The organism is Stenotrophomonas sp. 82F1 (assembly GCF_056861525.1).
The window spans coordinates 15372-31597 of the sequence record NZ_JBSPUD010000029.1; the positions used below are offsets into that span (position 1 = coordinate 15372).

Sequence of the window (16226 nt, forward strand, 5' to 3'; positions counted from 1 at the left end):
TCCAGTCGCCGTGTCTCACATGCTGAGACCCATCTGTGGTGCCATGTGATCCCCCGAAAATCCTCTTCCCATGGCCTACGAACTCGCCAAGCGCACCGCCGATGCGGAGCAGCAGCTCGCTACCCGCGATGGCCTGCCCGCCCGCGATGGCGCCCTGCTCAGCGCACGCCTGCAGCGCCGCTACCAGGACCGCATCACCGGCAGCTTCGCCATTCCCGGCCGCGAAGGCCGCTATGCGCCGATTCCCGAGTCCGTGCCACCGGCCCTGGCGGCGGCACTGAAGGCACGCGGCATCGAGCAGCTGTACAGCCACCAGGCCGAGGCCTGGGACGCCAGCCAGCGCGGCGAACACGTGGCCATCGTCACCCCCACCGCCAGTGGCAAGTCGCTGTGCTACACCCTGCCGGTGGTCAGCGCCGCCATGCAGGACAAGGCCAAGGCGCTGTACCTGTTCCCGACCAAGGCACTGGCCCAGGACCAGGTGGCCGAGCTGCTGGAGCTCAACCGCGCCGGCGACCTCGGGGTGAAGGCCTTTACCTTCGATGGTGACACCCCCGGCGATGCACGCCAGGCGATCCGCCTGCATGGCGACATCGTGGTTTCCAACCCGGACATGCTGCACCAGGCGATCCTGCCGCATCACACCAAGTGGGCGCAGTTCTTCGAGAACCTGCGCTACATCGTCATCGACGAAGTGCACACCTATCGCGGTGTGTTCGGCAGCCACGTCACCAACGTGCTGCGCCGGCTCAAGCGCATCTGCGCGTTCTACGGGGTGCAACCGCAGTTCATCCTGTGCTCGGCCACCATCGGCAACCCGCAGGCGCATGCCGAGGCGCTGATCGAAGCGCCGGTCACTGCCATCACCGAATCCGGCGCGCCCAGCGGCCCCAAGCAGGTACTGCTGTGGAACCCGCCGGTGATCAACCCCGACCTGGGCCTGCGTGCCTCGGCGCGCTCGCAGAGCAACCGCATCGCCCGCATCGCGATCAAGTCCGGGCTGAAAACGCTGGTATTCGCGCAGACCCGGCTGATGGTGGAGGTGCTGACCAAGTACCTGAAGGACATCTTCGACCACGACCCGCGCAAGCCACCGCGCATCCGCGCGTACCGCGGCGGCTACCTGCCCACCGAGCGCCGCGAGACCGAGCGTGCGATGCGTGCCGGCAACATCGACGGCATCGTCAGCACCTCGGCGCTGGAGCTGGGCGTGGACATCGGCAGCCTGGACGTGGTGATCCTCAACGGCTATCCCGGCAGCGTGGCCGCTACGTGGCAGCGCTTCGGCCGCGCCGGCCGCCGCCAGCAGCCTGCCCTCGGGGTGATGGTGGCCAGCTCGCAGCCGCTGGACCAGTACGTGGTGCGCCATCCGGACTTCTTCGCCGAAGCGTCGCCGGAACACGCGCGCATCGCGCCCGACCAGCCGTTGATCCTGTTCGACCACATCCGCTGCGCGGCGTTCGAGCTGCCGTTCCGGGTCGGCGATGGCTTCGGCCCGATCGATCCGGAAGTGTTCCTGGAAGCACTGGCCGAAACCGAGGTGATCCATCGCGAAGGCGAGCGCTGGGAGTGGATCGCCGACAGCTACCCGGCCAACGCGGTCAGCCTGCGCGCGGTGGCCGACGGCAACTTCGTGGTGGTCGACCGCAGCGATGGCCGCCAGCAGATCATCGCCGAGGTCGACTATTCGGCTGCCGCGCTCACCCTGTACGAAGGCGCCATCCACATGGTGCAGTCCACCCCCTACCAGGTGGAGACGCTGGACTGGGAAGGCCGCAAGGCCTACGTGACCCGCACCCACGTGGACTACTACACCGACAGCATCGACTTCACCAAGCTCAAGGTGCTGGACCGTTTCGATGGTGGCGTGGCCGGCCGTGGCGATTCGCACCATGGCGAAGTACACGTGGTGCGCCGCGTGGCCGGCTACAAGAAGATCCGCTACTACACCCACGAGAACATCGGCTACGGTCCGGTCAACCTGCCCGACCAGGAACTGCACACCACCGCAGTGTGGTGGCAGCTGCCGCAGGCGCTGCTGCTGCGCGCCTTCGCCAGCAAGCAGGATGCGCTGGATGGGTTCCTCGGCGCGGCCTATGCGCTGCACATCGTCGCCACGGTGGCGGTGATGGCCGATGCGCGCGACCTGCAGAAGTCGGTGGGCAACGGCGATGGCACCTGGATCGCGATTGCCGACCAGAGCGGCCGCGGCCAGCTGCGTGGCAGCGATGGCGAGCCGGGCGCGGTGGAACTGCTGCAGGAGTTCGTGCCGACCGTGTACCTGTACGACAACTTCCCCGGTGGCGTCGGCCTGAGCGAGCCGTTGTGGCAGCGCCAGGCCGAGCTGGTGCAACGCGCGCGCGAACTGGTACAGCGCTGCGACTGCAGGGCGGGTTGTCCGGCCTGCGTCGGCCCGGTGCTGGCCGCGCAGGAAGAAGACGAAACCTCACCGCGTGCGTTGGCGCTGCGCGTGCTCGACCTGTTCGATGCAAATGCCTGCCAGCATGTCGCCGACGTGGTGGTGAGCACACGCGACCCGATGGAGCTGATCGCCCCGTGAGCCTGAGCCTGGACAAGCTGCGCCTGCTGCGGAAGCAGGCCGGTGACCCGAAAGCGGGCACGCCTGCCGCGCCGGCGCAGGACACGCCACCGGCCCCCGTGGCCGCCAACGATGCGCGGCAGCCACCGGCCGAGCGTTCGGTGTTTGCCTGGGTGGAACAGGAGATCCGCCACAAGCCGACCGGCACCGCCACCTCCACGCCTGCGCCGCCAGCACTGCGACGGCCCGAGGTCGGCAGCCTGCATCGCCTGCTCGGCATGCGCTCGCGTGGCGGCCCGGCGCCGGCACGTGCCAGTGCACAGGACCGGCAGTTGCCCGGTGAAGAGATCGCGCCCGGCCTGTTCCTGATCGAGTCGCTGCAGCCACAGCCGATTCCCACCATGCCGCTGTCGCTGGCGTTCGCCAAGCGCGAAGACCAGCACGTGGCTGCGCGCGACCTGCTGTTCTTCGATACCGAAACCACCGGCCTGGCCGGCGGCACCGGCACCCGCGCCTTCATGATCGGCGCCGCCGACTGGCACGTGTGCCCGCAGCGCGGCGAGGGCCTGCGCATCCGCCAGTTGCTGATCTCCACGATGGCCGCTGAAGAGGCCATGCTGGCCACCTTCGCCCGCTGGCTGCAGCCGCATACCGTGTTCTGCAGCTACAACGGCCGCAGCTACGACGCACCACTGCTGAAGACGCGTTACCGGCTGGCCCGGCAGGCCGATCCCATCACTGCACGGGACCACGTCGACCTGCTGTATCCCACCCGCCGCCGTTATCGCGGCACGTGGGAGAACTGCAAGCTGTCCACCATCGAGCGGCAACTGCTGCGCGTGGTGCGCGAGGACGATCTGCCCGGTTCGGAAGCTCCCGCTGCCTGGCTGCGTTACCTGCGCGGCGGCGATGCGCTGAACCTGCGCCGGGTGGCCGACCACAACCACCAGGACGTGGTGACCCTGGCGCTGCTGCTGCAGCGGCTGGTGCGGGAAGAGCAGCGCGAACGGGAGACGCTGGCGCTGGTTGCCGGGTAGATCGTGTGCAGTGCAACGCACCGCAGCTCCGCTGCGGCTTTTCCCTGGCGCTTCAGCCTGTAAACAGATTCCGCAGGCGTCCAACAAATCCACCTTGCGCAGGCGCGGTGCCTGGGTTGGACGTCTGGCTCGCCGCTGCGGTGATCCGTTCGGCAATGGCGTAGTGGTCCAGAGTCGACGCCAGGTGCGCGGCCAGTTCGTCCACGGCAACCAACAGCCGTTCCATGTCCTGTTCCGGGTCTGCATGGAACCAGTCGATGGTGAACTTCAGCGTTTCGCCGAACTGCTGCTCCAGCGGCGGCAGTGCCAGGCTGCGCAGCTGCATCAGCGAACCACTCCTCGCAGCATCGCGCACCCACCAGGACAAGAACTCAAGCGCTAGCCACCCTTCCGCGCCACCGTTCAGGTCGAACTCGATACCGATCAGCAGTTCATGGGGCAAGCTGCCTTTGCTACGCCGCAGCACGGCCAGCGGCAGGTCTGCATAGGGCAATTGCGACAGTTCGCCTACGGCCATCTCCGACAGATCATGCTTGGTCACCGACGCGCTGCGCACGCCAGGAATAGACGACACCGCATCGGCCAATCGCTGGACACGCTCAACCATGGGTTTGCACCTCGGATTTCCTGGGGGGGAAGACACTAACCGCTGCCCGCACAGGCTTCAATCAGATCGGTCGTGGGCACGGTGGCGTGCGTTGCGGTGCTTGCGCGGTACGGGTTCAGGTGGCGTTGACACCACTGACACACGTCCCGGCGACACTGCCGCTACCGAAGGTCACCCAGGAGTATTCCCATGCGTCGATCCTCCCTGTTGCTGCTTGCGGCCATCCTGCCACTCGCGGCGTGCAGCCATGCCGGCAGCGGCAGCACCGCCGGTACCGGCAGCCTGCCGGCCAAGGTGTCCGATGGCCCGCAGGAATGCAGGCCCGATGCGTTGGAAGCCTTCACCGGCAAGACCGCCGACGAAGCGACGATCAAGAAGCTGGTGGCCGACAGCGGCGCGCGCAATGCACGCGTGGTCAAACCGGGGATGGCGGTCACCATGGACTTCCGCCAGGACCGCGTGACCGTGCAGGTGGACGCGCAGAACCGCATCGAGCGCGCCAGCTGCGGCTGATCGATCCGGGGTCTTGCCGGCCGCTGGCCGGCACCCCCACATTGCCGGCCAACGGCCGGCACTACCGGGTTACAGCTGCTCGGCCTTGCCGCTGGCCAGCGCACGCGCGATTACCTGCTCTGCCTGTTTCGACGCCTGTGCCTGCAGCCGCGCCTGGCGTTCGCCCAGTGCCGCCTGTTTGCTGCCCAGTGCCGCCTGCTGGCTTCCCAGCGCGGCCTGCTGGCTGGCGAGACGGCTCATCTCGCGGCTGCGCTCGGACTGCAGCGCCTGGTTGCGGGCAACCTGTGACGCGCGCTGTGCTTCAGCCGCTGCCTGCCGTGCAATCGCCGCATCATCCACCGCGCCACGGGTGGCCCGCGCCGCTTCGGCTGCCGCTTCACGGTTGATGTCGCGATCGTTGAGCGCACTGCGCGCAGCACGTGCGGCGGCCAGGGCGATCTCACGCGCCTCTTCACCCTGCAGCCTGCCCAGCTCGCCCTGCTCGCGGCCGAGCTGACCCTGCTGACGGCCCAACGCGCTCTGCTGGCGCCCCAGTTCACTCTGCTGGCGGCCCAGATCGACGGCGCCGGCGTAGGCACGCTGCAACGACTGGATCAGCATCGGATCGCGCACGACATAGCGCTTGTCACCCTGACGGAACCACAGCGCCGGGCCGTCACCAATGCGGCTGCGCGCCTGCATCACGTCGTCCATGCCGGCGTTGGCGAATGCCTGGCCGTGATCGACGAGGACAAAGGCCTGCTGCGGCGGCGTGCCGAGATCAAGCTGGCCATGGGTGACGATGGTGGTCTTCGAGTGCGTATGGGTGCGTGCGTCCTGTTCTTCGTCTTCATCGACGTCGGCCGGTTCGGTGGGCTCTGCCGGCTCGGCCCAGTCGGCCGGCTCTGCAGGTACCGCTGCGGCAGGCGGTGCTGGCGGTGCCGAGGGTGCCGAAGGTGCTGCGGGCGGCGGCGGCGGCGCAGGTACAGCGCGCGGCGGTGCCGGCGGCGCGGGCGGAACCGGCGCGGCCACCAGGCGCATCGGCGCCACACCCACGGCCAACACCACCAGGGTCAGGCCGACGGCCAGCAGGCGGGGGCACGCGCGGTGTGACTGCAGCGAGAGCAGGCGGCGCTTGAGGCTGGTGGTGCTGGGCGCTGCGCTGGCCACGCCGAGGTGCGGCTGCGGCGCCACACCCAGCTGCAGCAACAGGCGGCCATAGGCGTGGCGGCTGGCGCCATGCTGGCCGACCACGGCCGCATCCACCGCTTCCTCGCGGGCCTGGGCGTATTCGCGCACGGCCAGGCGCAGCAGCGGATGGAAGAAGAACAGGTGCTGGGCCAGGGCCGGCAGCAGTCCCCACTGCAGGTCACGACGCTGCAGGTGCTGCAGTTCGTGGGTCAGTGCCAGATCCAGCGCATCGCCCTGCAGCGCGTTCATTCCCGCCGGCAACAGCAGCACCGGACGGAACGGCCCGACCAGCTGCGGCGCGTCCACCTGGTCGCTCATCCACAGGCGCGGTGCGCGGCGCAGGCCGTGCGCATCCGAGGCCAGCTGCAGCGCCTGCACCAGCGCCTGGTCCTCGCACGGATACGACGCTGCCAGCAGCGCACGGCAACGGCGCCATTCGCCGAAGGTCCGCAGCACCATCAGCAGCACGCCGGACATCCACAGCGCAGCCAGCGCCACTGCCCACCAGGCAACCGGGGTGCTGCCGACATCGCCCATCGGCACGTTCGCCAGCAACTGCGCGGCGGCCTCCGGTGCCATCGGATACACCGCGTCCGCGGCAAGATCCACGGTCGTCATTGCGACCGCGTCGGGTGCAGGCAACCAGGCCAGCTGCAGCGGTTGGCTCCACAACAGGCCGACCACGGCCTGCAGCGATACCAGCCACCACAGGCGGCAACGGGTGGCCGCCGACAGTGCCGGCAACGCGCGGCACAGCAGGTACACCAGTGCCACCAGCAGCAGGGTCTGCAGGCTGGTCCAGCCCAGCCGTTCCAGCATCGGAATCAACATCGAGGTATCCATGGCTCAGTCCTCCTGGCGACGCGATTGCAGTTCGGCCACCAGCGCTTCCAGTTCGGCCAGTTCGTTGTCGCTGACCTTCTGCCGCTGCGACAGGTACGCCACGAACGGCGAGACCGAGCCCTGCAGGGTGTTGTCGACGAACTGGGCGACGGCACCCTGCAGCACGCTCTCCGGGCCGCGGGTGGGCTGGTAGCGGTAGACACCCTGCTGCTGCCGGCGCTGCAGGTAGCCCTTGGCGCGCAGGCGCTCCATCATCGTCAACACGGTGGAGCGGGCCAGTCCGCGCGGTTCGCCATAGCCACTGGCGACCTCGCCGACGCTGGCCGGTGCCTGCTCGTCCACATACTGCAGCAGGGCCAGTTCCTGGTCCCCGATGGTCTTGCCACGCATGACAACACTCCCTTGACTACACGTGTCGCTACTGTTGCCATGACGACACCTGTAGTCAACCCCCCGGAAGTCATGGGCCGACGAACGGTAGGGCACGCGGCCGGCTTAAACCTTTTCCGCCGGGCGCGCATCCGACCCATGGCCTGTCACCTGCGGCCGCCGTCATCGCCGCCGATCTTCCTGCCCTCCGGGATCCCGCATGCCTCGCCAGACGCTACCCACCCTGCTCATGATCATCAGCCTGCTGCCCTTCGCCGCTGTCTCCGCCAACCAGGACCAGGCCAACGACCAGACCCGTCGTTTCATCCGCCAGACCATGCAGGAACAGCGCATCCCCGGCCTGCAGATCGCCGTGGTCAAGGATGGCCAGATGGTGCTGTCGGAAACCTACGGCCTGGCCAACGTCGAGAACGGCGTGGTCGCTACCCGCAGCACGCGGTTCCCGCTCAACTCTGCCAGCAAATCCTTCACCGGCGTCGCTTTGGCGCAGCTGGCACAGGATGGGCGGGTGAATCTCGACGCGCCCGCCTCCCGCTATCTCGACGACCTGCCCGCGAGCTGGCAGGCGGTGCGCGTGCGCCAGCTGCTCGCCCACACCTCCGGCCTGCCCGACATCCTCGATGCAGACGGACTGCTGGGCGGTGGTTCTGAACAGGACGCATGGCAGGCAGTCCGCGCGCTGCCGGCAGAGGCCGTAGCGGGCGAGCGCTTCCAGTACAACCAGACCAACTACGTGCTGCTGGCGCGGATCATCGCGCGGCAATCCGGCATGCCCTACGAACGCTTCCTGGCAACACGCCAGTTCTCCACCGCGCGCATGCCGCGCACCACGTTCGGTGACAGCTACGATCTGATCCCGGACGCAGCGACGATGTACAGCTACCTGCCACGCGCCACCGATGCCAAGGATGCGACGCCACGGCTGTCGCACTGGTTCTACGACATGCCGCCCAGCCTGTGGGCGGGGGGCGGCATCCTCACCACGGCCGATGACGCCGCACGCTGGTTGGTTGCATTGCAGGAGGGTCGCCTGCTGGAGCAGCGCGCGGTGCAGCAGATGTGGACGGCCGAGCGCCTCAACGATGGCAGCACCGGCGACTGGGCCGCCGGCTGGCCGGTGTTCAACACCGCGCCCGACCTGCAGGTGGGTGGCATGGGCGGCGCGCGCTCGGCTTTCATCGTCTATCCCGAGCGCGACCTCGCTGTTGTCGTGCTGACCAATCTGGTCGGTGCCAATCCGCAGCAGTTCATCCCGCGTATTGCCGGTTTCTATTCCGCCGCGCGCTAACCGCGCGGCCCACCCATCACCGGCAGGATCACGCCGCTGATGTAGCTGGCGCAGGCCGGTGAGGCCAGGAACACATACGCTGGCGACAGCTCTTCCGGCTGTGCCGGCCGGCCCATGTCGCTGTCCTTGCCGAACTCGGCCACATCCTTCGCCTGCTTGTCGGCCGGATTCAACGGCGTCCACACCGGGCCCGGCGCCACGCAGTTGACGCGGATGCCGCGCGGCAGCAGCTGGCTGGCCAGCGCCTTGGTGAACGCATGGATCGCGCCCTTGGTGGCCGAGTAATCGATCAGTGCCTTGCTGCCGAACAGGCCGGTTTCAGAACCGGTGTTGATGATGCTGGCGCCCTCGCCCAGATGCGGCAGCACCGCGCGCGCCATCTGGATGTAGCCGCCGATGTTGGTCTGCAGCGTTTCCTGCAGGTGCGCGTCTTCCAGGTCTTCGAGGCGCTCGCAGTGCAGCTGGAACGCCGCGTTGTTGACAAGGATATCGATGCCACCGAAGGCCTTGGCCACCTGCTTGACGGCCTTGTTGCAGAAGCGCGGGTCGCGCACGTCGCCGGCGATCACTACGCAGCGGCCGCCCTCCTTCTCCACGTGCTGGCGAGTCAGCTCGGCGTCCTCGGCTTCGTCCAGATGCAGCACGGCAACATCGGCGCCTTCGCGGGCGAACAGCACCGCCACCGCGCGGCCGATGCCGGAATCGCCACCGGTGACGATCGCGCGCATGCCCTGCAGCTTGCCGCTGCCGACATAGTCCGGTGCCAGGAAGCGCGGTGCCAGTTGCAGTGCATGCTCATGGCCTGGCTTGGCCAGTTGCTGCGCCGGCATCGTCTCCGGCTGACGGCGTGGGCCAGCCTGGGTAGCGGTCTTCTTTGTCGGCTTTTTCGTTGCCTTCTTCGCTGCGCGTACGTCCTTCGCTTTTTCCTGGTCCTGCAGGCGCCGCTGCCGCGCGGCCACACGCGCCGCGCGCGGATCGGAAGCGGCGGCCTTGCGGGTGGCGGTCTTCACCACGCGTGGGCGCTCGGATGCGGTGGTCTCGGCGGTGGCTGGCGCCGCCTGGGTGCCTTTGCGCACCTTCGGCGATGCCTTGCGGCGGGTGGGGGTCTTCTTGGTGGTGGCCATGCAGGTCTCCTCGGGGGGATGGGGGTTGCCGGCCAGCGGCCGGCACTACCGGGGCGCGTGCGCCGCAGTACCGGGGGCGGCGTGCGCCGCTCGTGCAGTGTCTCCACGCAGGCTGTTGGCGGCAGTGAGCGCACCGTGTCCGTCGCGTGCACGGCATTCATTCCGCCACCACGCGTGTCGTCGCACCCTGCAGGCCACAACACGAGGAATGTCCCCATGAAACATGCCATTGCCACCGCCACTGTCTGCTTCGCTCTCGCCGCCTGCAGCAGCAGCCCCGTCGCCCAGATCCAGCCGATCGACGGGGTGATTTCCGGCCAGTGCCATTCGGACATGGTGCGCGGTGCGGTCGGCCTGGCGGCATCGGATGCCACCGTCGAGCGCGCCCGCGTCGACAGCGACAGCCTGCACGTGCAGGTGCTGCGTCACGACGGTCCGCGCGTGCCGCCGGCCAGCGAGGGCGGCGAGCGCCTGACCATCGAAAAGGGCCGCACCAACAACATCACCGCGATCTACTGCGGCTGACCTGCCTTGCGGCTCAGCCGCCGCGCCCGGCGCAGCACCTTCAGTGTCGCCTGTTCCCACTGCCGCGGGCCGCGCAGGCCCGCCAGTGCAGTCAGCTCGCCGCGCTCCCAGCCGGCGAACACGCAGGGATCGATGTAGGCCTTGCGACATACCGCTGGCGTATTGCCCAGCCGCGCGGCCACCTGGCACACCACCTCGCGCTGCGCCTTGGCCAGCGCGCGCTGGCTGGGCGGTTCGGGCAGCTCGGTGGCGGCGAAGGCCTGCACTGCCGCCATCGTGCCGCCCCAGGTGCGGAAATCCTTGGCGGTGAAATCCTCGCCCATCACCTCGCGCAGGTAGTCGTTCACCGCGCCGGAATCCACCGGCTGCACCTCGCCCGCGTCGTCGCGGTACTGGAACAGGGCCTGTCCCGGCAGCTGCTGCACGCCGCGCACCAGCGCGCCCAGCCGACGGTCGCCCACCGTCACCTCATGCAACTGGCCGGACTTGCCGCGGAAGCGCATGCGCACCCGGCCGCCCCGAAGCAGGTCCAGGTGACGGTTGCGCAGCGTTGTCAGGCCGTACGACTTGTTCTCCTGCGCATAGGTCTCGTTGCCCACCCGCACCAGCGTGTCGGCCAGCAGCGCCACCACCACCGCCAGCACCTTCTCACGGGGGAAGCCACTGCGCTTGAGATCGCGGCCGAGGCGCCGTCGCAGCGCCGGCAACGCTTGGCCGAAGGCGATGATGCGGTCGAACTTGCCGGCATCCCGCACCGCCGCCCAGTCGGCGTGGTAGCGGTACTGCTTGCGCCCGCGCGCGTCGCGGCCGGTGGCCTGCAGATGGCCGTTGGCATGGGCGCAGATCCACACCGCGGTATAGGCCGGGGGCACGGCCAGCGAGCGGATGCGCTGCAGCGTGGCGGCATCGCGTATGGCATGACCGTCGGCATCGCGATAGGAGAAGCCTTTGCCGGCGCGGACACGGCTGAAACCGGGCTGGGTGTCATCGACGTAGCGCAGGCCGGCGGCGCGCGCGGCCTGGCGTTCGGGGGTGGGGGTAGCGGGCATGCCGTCAGTCTGCCGAGCGGGGCGGCGTGGCCACGTCAATAACGCAAGACAAACACGTGAGGGTGGGTTCGCCGCTATGCTCGGCCTTTCACCGTCCCTTCCCTTCCGGAGTCATGATGTCGTTCCCGATCCGCGCCCGTTCCCTCTCCGCCCTGCTGCTGCCGGCCGTGCTGGCCCTGACCGCCTGCCAGGCGCCGTCGCTGGATGAGCAGGACTCGGCCACCGCCCACGCACAGCAGGCCGCCGAAGCCGCCAAGGCCCCGGCCGATGAAGCCGGCAAGGCCACCGAAGCACCGCCAGTTGGCAACTGCGACGCCAGCCAGGTGCAGAGCCTGGTCGGCCAGGCCTATACCGAAGCACTGGGCAAGCAGGCCCAGGAAGATGCAGCGGCCAAGCAGATCCGCGTCCTGCACCCCAATGACGTCACCACGATGGAGTTCGTGGGCGACCGCCTGAACATCGAGGTGGACGCAAAGGACGTGGTCAGCGGCGTCCGCTGCGGCTGACCCATCCCGCGCCGGCATGCGTTTGCCGGCGCTTTGGTTGCGCCTGCAACCGTGTATTGCGGCGTTGCAGCAACCTGTGATCTAGTCGAGGCATCCGGTGGCCTCATGATGCGCTCCAGGGAGTGAGCGGGCACGAGTGTCCCTGCTCATTTCATTACGCATCGAGGTAGAGATGGCCCCCCGCAACCGCCAAGGGCTTTACGACCCGCGCTCCGAGCGCGATGCCTGTGGATTTGGCATGGTCGCCCAGCTCGACGACCAGCCTTCGCGTCTGCTGGTCGATACCGCCATCGCCGCGCTTTCGCGCATGACCCACCGGGGTGGTGTCGCCGCCGACGGCCTCACCGGTGATGGCTGCGGCCTGCTGCTGCGCCGCCCCGATGCCTTCCTGAAACTGCTGGCCAGTGAAGCGGGCATTGCCGTCGGCGCGCGCTTCACTGCCGGCCTGGTGTTCCTGCCGCACGATGCCGATGCCGCCCAGGCCTGCCGCACACAGCTGCAGCAGCAGATCGAGGCGGTGGGCTGCAAGGTGGCCGGCTGGCGCGAGGTGCCGACCGACGACAGCGTCTGCGGGCAACTGGCGCGCGATACCCTGCCGCGTATCGAACAGGTATTTGTCGACGCCGGCGTCGGCCAGGATGACGCCGGCTTCGGCCTGGCCCTGTTCCTGGCCCGTCGCCGCAGCGAGCAGCTGCTGCGCGCGCATGCCGACTACTACGTCACCACGCTCAGCCCCAACGCCATCAGCTACAAGGGCATGGTGCTGCCGGACAAGCTCAGCCGCTTCTTCCCGGACCTGCAGCGCCGCGAACTGGCCTCCAGCGCCATCGTGTTCCACCAGCGCTTCTCCACCAATACGCTGCCGCGCTGGCCGCTGGCGCACCCGTTCCGGATGCTCGCCCACAACGGCGAGATCAACACCATCGAAGGCAACCGGCGCTGGGCGCAGGCACGCAGCAAGGTGTGGAAGACGCCGCGCTTCGATATCGGCGAATTCGACCCGGTCATCTCCATGCACGGCTCGGATTCGCAGAGCCTGGACAACATGCTGGAACTGATGGTGTCTGCGGGCATGGAACTGATCCAGGCCCTGCGCATCCTGGTGCCGCCGGCAACGCAGTCGCTGGAATTCAAGGACCCGGATCTGGCTGCGTTCTACGAATTCCACGGCCTCAACAGTGAACCGTGGGACGGCCCGGCCGGCATCGTCGCCTGCGACAGCCGCTACGCCGTGTGTACCCTCGACCGCAACGGCCTGCGCCCGGCACGCTGGATGCTGACTGCCGATCGCCACTTCCTGGTCGCCTCCGAAGCCGGTGTGTGGGAAGTGCCGACCGAGCGCGTGGTGCGCAAGGGCAAGCTCGGTCCGGGCGAGATGATCGCCATCGACCTCAAGCGCGGTGACCTGCTCGATTCGGAAGCCATCGATCGCATCAACCGCGGCCGTGCACCGTACAAGCAGTGGTTGCAGCAGGGCGTCACCTACCTGCAGACCGAACTGATCGATCCCTCGCTGGTGGAGGAACCCTTCGACGAAAGCACCCTGCGCAGTTACCACAAGCTGTACCAGCTCAGCAGCGAGGAAGTGGAGCAGGTGCTGCGGCCGCTGGCCGAGACCGAACAGGAAGCCACCGGCTCGATGGGCGATGACACGCCGATGGCCGTGCTCAGCCAGCGCAGCCGTCCGCTGTACGACTACTTCCGCCAGGCCTTCGCGCAGGTCACCAACCCGCCGATCGATCCGCTGCGCGAAGACTGCGCGATGTCCCTGTCCACCCAGCTCGGCAAGGAGACCAACATCTTCCATGCCGGCCCGGAGACGGTGAACCACGTCATCCTCAATTCGCCGGTGCTGAGCCAGCGCAAGCTGCGCCAGCTGCTGAAGATGGACCAGTACGTGCAGGCCAACCGCCTGCTCGACCTGTCCTACAGCGAAGAGGAAGGCCTGCGTGCAGGCATCGAACGCATCTGCGTCGAAGCCGAACAGGCCGCGCGCGATGGCATGGTGATGCTGCTGCTGTCCGACCGCTACCCGGTGGCCGGGCGGCCGATGGTGCACGCCCTGCTGGCCACCAGTGCCATCCACCACCACCTGTCACGCCTGGGCCTGCGCTGCGACGTCAACCTGATCGTCGAGACCGGCAGCGCGCGCGATGCGCACCACATGGCCTGCCTGCTCGGCTTCGGTGCCACGGCGGTCTATCCGTACCTGGCCTACCAGACCCTGTTCGACCTCGGCCGTCGCGGCATCCTCAAGCTCAGCAAGGGCGGTGAGCAGTCGCAGATCGGCCGCCGCTACCGCAAGGGCATCTACAAGGGCCTGTCGAAGATCATCTCGAAGATGGGCATCTGCACCGTGGCCAGCTATCGCGGCGCGCAGCTGTTCGAGATCATCGGCCTGGAGCCGGAGGTCGTGGATCTGTGCTTCCCCGATACCGCCTCGCGCATCGGTGGCGCCGGCTTCGCGCGCCTGGATGCCGATGCACGTGAACTGTGCGCGCAGGCCTGGGATGCGCAGCAGGGCGTGGATGTCGGTGGCCTGCTGAAGTACGTGCACGGCGGCGAATACCACATGTACAACCCGGACGTGGTGACCACCCTGCAGCGCGCGGCGCGCAGCGGTGACCCGCGTGCGTGGCAGCAGTACTGCGACGCCGTGCATGCACGCCCGCCCTCGGCGCTGCGCGATCTGCTGCAGCTGGTGCCGGCGGCGACGCCGACGCCATTGGACGAGGTGGCCCCGGCCAGCGAGCTGTTCCCGCGCTTCGATACCGCAGCGATCAGCCTCGGTGCGCTTTCGCCCGAGGCGCATGAAGCACTGGCCATTGCGATGAACCGCCTCGGTGGCCGCAGCAATTCCGGCGAAGGTGGCGAAGACCCGGCACGCTATGGCACCGACAAGCGCAGCAAGATCAAGCAGGTGGCGTCCGGCCGCTTCGGCGTCACCGCCGAATACCTGGTCAATGCCGAAGTGCTGCAGATCAAGGTCGCGCAGGGCGCCAAGCCCGGTGAAGGCGGCCAGCTGCCCGGGCACAAGGTCAATGAACTGATCGCACGGCTGCGTTATGCGCGGCCGGGCATCGGCCTGATCTCGCCGCCGCCGCACCACGACATCTACTCCATCGAAGACCTGGCGCAGCTGATCTACGACCTCAAGCAGGTCAACCCGACCGCGCTGGTGTCGGTGAAGCTGGTCAGCCATGCCGGCGTCGGTACGATCGCTGCCGGCGTGGTCAAGGCCGGCGCCGACCTCATCACCATTTCCGGCCACGACGGCGGTACCGGCGCGTCGCCGGTCAGCTCGATCCGCTATGCCGGCGTGCCGTGGGAACTGGGCATCGCCGAGGCGCACCAGGCGCTGGTGGCCAACGACCTGCGCGGGCGCACCCTGCTGCAGACCGACGGCGGCCTGAAGACCGGCCTGGACGTGGTCAAGGCGGCGCTGCTGGGCGCGGACAGCTTCGGTTTCGGCACCGCGCCGATGATCGTGCTGGGCTGCAAGTACCTGCGCATCTGCCACCTCAACAACTGCGCCACCGGCGTGGCCACCCAGGACGAGCGCCTGCGCGAGAACCACTTCACCGGCCAGCCCGAGCGCGTGGAGAACTTCTTCCGCCTGCTGGCCGAGGAAGTGCGCGGTTGGCTGTCGGTGCTGGGTGCACGTTCGCTGCAGGAGATCGTCGGCCGTACCGACCTGCTGCGCCAGCTTGAGGTCTCGCCGCGCGAGGACGTGCGCGTGGATCTGTCGCGGCTGCTGGCCGACGCCAGTTACCCGGGCAGCCACTGCGCCGCACAGCGCCTGTACGAATCACCGGACAGCCTGGCCACGCAGATGGACGGCCTGCTGGCCGAAGCCATCGAGCACAAGCGCGGCGGCGAGCATCGCTTCCTGATCCACAACACCGACCGCAGCATCGGCACCCGCCTGGCCGGAGCGGTGGCACGCGCGCACGGCAACCAGGGCATGGCGGAAACGCCGCTGGAGCTGCGCTTCCGTGGCAGCGCCGGGCAGAGCTTCGGCGCCTTCAACGTCGGCGGCCTGCACCTGGAAGTGGAAGGTGAAGCCAATGACTACGTCGGCAAGGGCATGGCCGGTGGCCGCCTGGTGGTGCGCCCGCCGCGTGGCGCACGCTTCGAGGCACGCAGCACCGCGATCATCGGCAACACCTGCCTGTACGGCGCCACCGGTGGCGAGCTGTTCGCCGCCGGCCGCGCCGGTGAACGTTTCGCCGTGCGCAACTCCGGCGCACTGGCGGTGGTGGAAGGCGCAGGCGATCACTGCTGCGAGTACATGACCGACGGCGTGGTGCTGGTGCTGGGCAAGGTCGGCCTCAACTTCGGCGCCGGCTTCACCGGCGGCCTGGCCTACGTGCTGGATGTGGACCGCGATTTCGTCGACCGCTACAACCACGAGCTGATCGACATCCATCGTGTATCCGCCGAAGGTTTCGAGAACTACCGCCAGCACCTGCACCGCCTGATCGGCCGTCATCGCGAGCTGACCGGCAGCATCTGGGCGCAGCAGATCATGGATGAGTTCCGCGATTACATCGGCAAGTTCTGGCTGGTCAAACCCAAGGCCGCCAGCATCGAGTCGCTGACCGAAACCCTGCGCCGCGCCGCGTGAGCGCGCGC

The 16226-nt window shown here is 68.3% G+C and carries 12 protein-coding genes; 7 read left to right on the forward strand and 5 right to left on the reverse strand.

Going from position 1 to position 16226, the window contains the following annotated elements; genetic code table 11:
* Nucleotides 1-70: 70 nt before the first annotated feature.
* Together AC13GI_RS19955 and AC13GI_RS19960 are read left to right on the forward strand one after the other, a co-directional pair.
* Complete coding sequence (locus tag AC13GI_RS19955; protein WP_482997154.1) at nt 71-2560, forward strand: DEAD/DEAH box helicase; 2490 nt, start codon at nt 71-73, stop codon at nt 2558-2560.
* Nucleotides 2557-3576 (forward strand): ribonuclease H-like domain-containing protein, encoded by a 1020-nt coding sequence (locus tag AC13GI_RS19960; protein ID WP_482997155.1) that lies wholly within the window; start codon nt 2557-2559, stop codon nt 3574-3576. The genes AC13GI_RS19955 and AC13GI_RS19960 overlap by 4 nt, the downstream gene beginning before the upstream one ends.
* 52 nt (nt 3577-3628) lie before the next feature.
* Here AC13GI_RS19960 and AC13GI_RS19965 read toward each other — a convergent pair whose 3' ends face one another.
* Complete coding sequence (locus tag AC13GI_RS19965; RefSeq protein WP_482997156.1) at nt 3629-4183, reverse strand: hypothetical protein; 555 nt, start codon at nt 4181-4183, stop codon at nt 3629-3631.
* Nucleotides 4184-4372: 189 nt separating this feature from the next.
* Between AC13GI_RS19965 and AC13GI_RS19970 the strand changes: the two genes are divergently transcribed.
* Nucleotides 4373-4696, forward strand: coding sequence for an I78 family peptidase inhibitor (locus AC13GI_RS19970; protein WP_482997157.1), 324 nt, complete (start codon nt 4373-4375; stop codon nt 4694-4696).
* A gap of 69 nt (nt 4697-4765) precedes the next feature.
* Here AC13GI_RS19970 and AC13GI_RS19975 read toward each other — a convergent pair whose 3' ends face one another.
* Both AC13GI_RS19975 and AC13GI_RS19980 read right to left on the reverse strand, forming a co-directional pair.
* On the reverse strand, nt 4766-6709 hold the full coding sequence (locus AC13GI_RS19975; RefSeq protein WP_482997158.1) for a M56 family metallopeptidase: 1944 nt from the start codon (nt 6707-6709) through the stop codon (nt 4766-4768).
* Nucleotides 6710-6712: 3 nt separating this feature from the next.
* A complete protein-coding gene (locus AC13GI_RS19980; protein WP_025876036.1) occupies nt 6713-7099 on the reverse strand; it encodes a BlaI/MecI/CopY family transcriptional regulator in 387 nt (128 codons plus the stop codon).
* A 229-nt stretch (nt 7100-7328) separates the two neighbouring features.
* Between AC13GI_RS19980 and AC13GI_RS19985 the strand changes: the two genes are divergently transcribed.
* The gene (locus AC13GI_RS19985) at nt 7329-8387 is read left to right on the forward strand and encodes a serine hydrolase domain-containing protein (RefSeq protein WP_482997162.1); all 1059 of its coding nucleotides are present in this window, start codon (nt 7329-7331) and stop codon (nt 8385-8387) included.
* Here the strand turns inward: AC13GI_RS19985 and AC13GI_RS19990 are convergent.
* Nucleotides 8384-9511 carry an SDR family oxidoreductase gene (locus AC13GI_RS19990; protein ID WP_482997159.1) on the reverse strand — a complete coding sequence of 376 codons (1128 nt, stop codon included), beginning with the start codon at nt 9509-9511 and terminating at the stop codon, nt 8384-8386. The genes AC13GI_RS19985 and AC13GI_RS19990 overlap by 4 nt on opposite strands.
* Nucleotides 9512-9727: 216 nt before the next feature.
* Between AC13GI_RS19990 and AC13GI_RS19995 the strand changes: the two genes are divergently transcribed.
* On the forward strand, nt 9728-10036 hold the full coding sequence (locus AC13GI_RS19995; protein WP_099819480.1) for a putative periplasmic lipoprotein: 309 nt from the start codon (nt 9728-9730) through the stop codon (nt 10034-10036).
* Here the strand turns inward: AC13GI_RS19995 and AC13GI_RS20000 are convergent.
* A complete protein-coding gene (locus tag AC13GI_RS20000) occupies nt 10024-11085 on the reverse strand; it encodes a DNA topoisomerase IB (RefSeq protein WP_380656277.1) in 1062 nt (353 codons plus the stop codon). The genes AC13GI_RS19995 and AC13GI_RS20000 overlap by 13 nt on opposite strands.
* 116 nt (nt 11086-11201) lie before the next feature.
* On the opposite strand from AC13GI_RS20000, the gene AC13GI_RS20005 reads away from it, so the two are divergent.
* Together AC13GI_RS20005 and gltB are read left to right on the forward strand one after the other, a co-directional pair.
* Nucleotides 11202-11591, forward strand: a complete 390-nt coding sequence (locus tag AC13GI_RS20005; RefSeq protein ID WP_100554325.1) for an I78 family peptidase inhibitor — start codon at nt 11202-11204, stop codon at nt 11589-11591.
* A gap of 172 nt (nt 11592-11763) precedes the next feature.
* Nucleotides 11764-16218: a glutamate synthase large subunit gene (gene gltB, locus AC13GI_RS20010; RefSeq protein ID WP_482997160.1), complete on the forward strand. Its 4455-nt coding sequence runs from the start codon at nt 11764-11766 to the stop codon at nt 16216-16218.
* The last annotated feature ends 8 nt before the right edge of the window (nt 16219-16226 follow it).

Excerpts from the sequence above, each read along its gene's own strand:
- gltB (WP_482997160.1), top strand. The coding sequence starts at position 11,764 with ATGGCCCCCCGCAACCGCCAAGGGCTTTACGACCCGCGCTCCGAGCGC.
- AC13GI_RS19970 (WP_482997157.1), top strand. The coding sequence starts at position 4,373 with ATGCGTCGATCCTCCCTGTTGCTGCTTGCGGCCATCCTGCCACTCGCG.
- AC13GI_RS19980 (WP_025876036.1), bottom strand. The coding sequence starts at position 7,099 with ATGCGTGGCAAGACCATCGGGGACCAGGAACTGGCCCTGCTGCAGTAT.
- AC13GI_RS19965 (WP_482997156.1), bottom strand. The coding sequence starts at position 4,183 with ATGGTTGAGCGTGTCCAGCGATTGGCCGATGCGGTGTCGTCTATTCCT.
- AC13GI_RS19975 (WP_482997158.1), bottom strand. The coding sequence starts at position 6,709 with ATGGATACCTCGATGTTGATTCCGATGCTGGAACGGCTGGGCTGGACC.
- AC13GI_RS20000 (WP_380656277.1), bottom strand. The coding sequence starts at position 11,085 with ATGCCCGCTACCCCCACCCCCGAACGCCAGGCCGCGCGCGCCGCCGGC.
- AC13GI_RS19985 (WP_482997162.1), top strand. The coding sequence starts at position 7,329 with ATGATCATCAGCCTGCTGCCCTTCGCCGCTGTCTCCGCCAACCAGGAC.
- AC13GI_RS19955 (WP_482997154.1), top strand. The coding sequence starts at position 71 with ATGGCCTACGAACTCGCCAAGCGCACCGCCGATGCGGAGCAGCAGCTC.
- AC13GI_RS19995 (WP_099819480.1), top strand. The coding sequence starts at position 9,728 with ATGAAACATGCCATTGCCACCGCCACTGTCTGCTTCGCTCTCGCCGCC.
- AC13GI_RS20005 (WP_100554325.1), top strand. The coding sequence starts at position 11,202 with ATGTCGTTCCCGATCCGCGCCCGTTCCCTCTCCGCCCTGCTGCTGCCG.
- AC13GI_RS19990 (WP_482997159.1), bottom strand. The coding sequence starts at position 9,511 with ATGGCCACCACCAAGAAGACCCCCACCCGCCGCAAGGCATCGCCGAAG.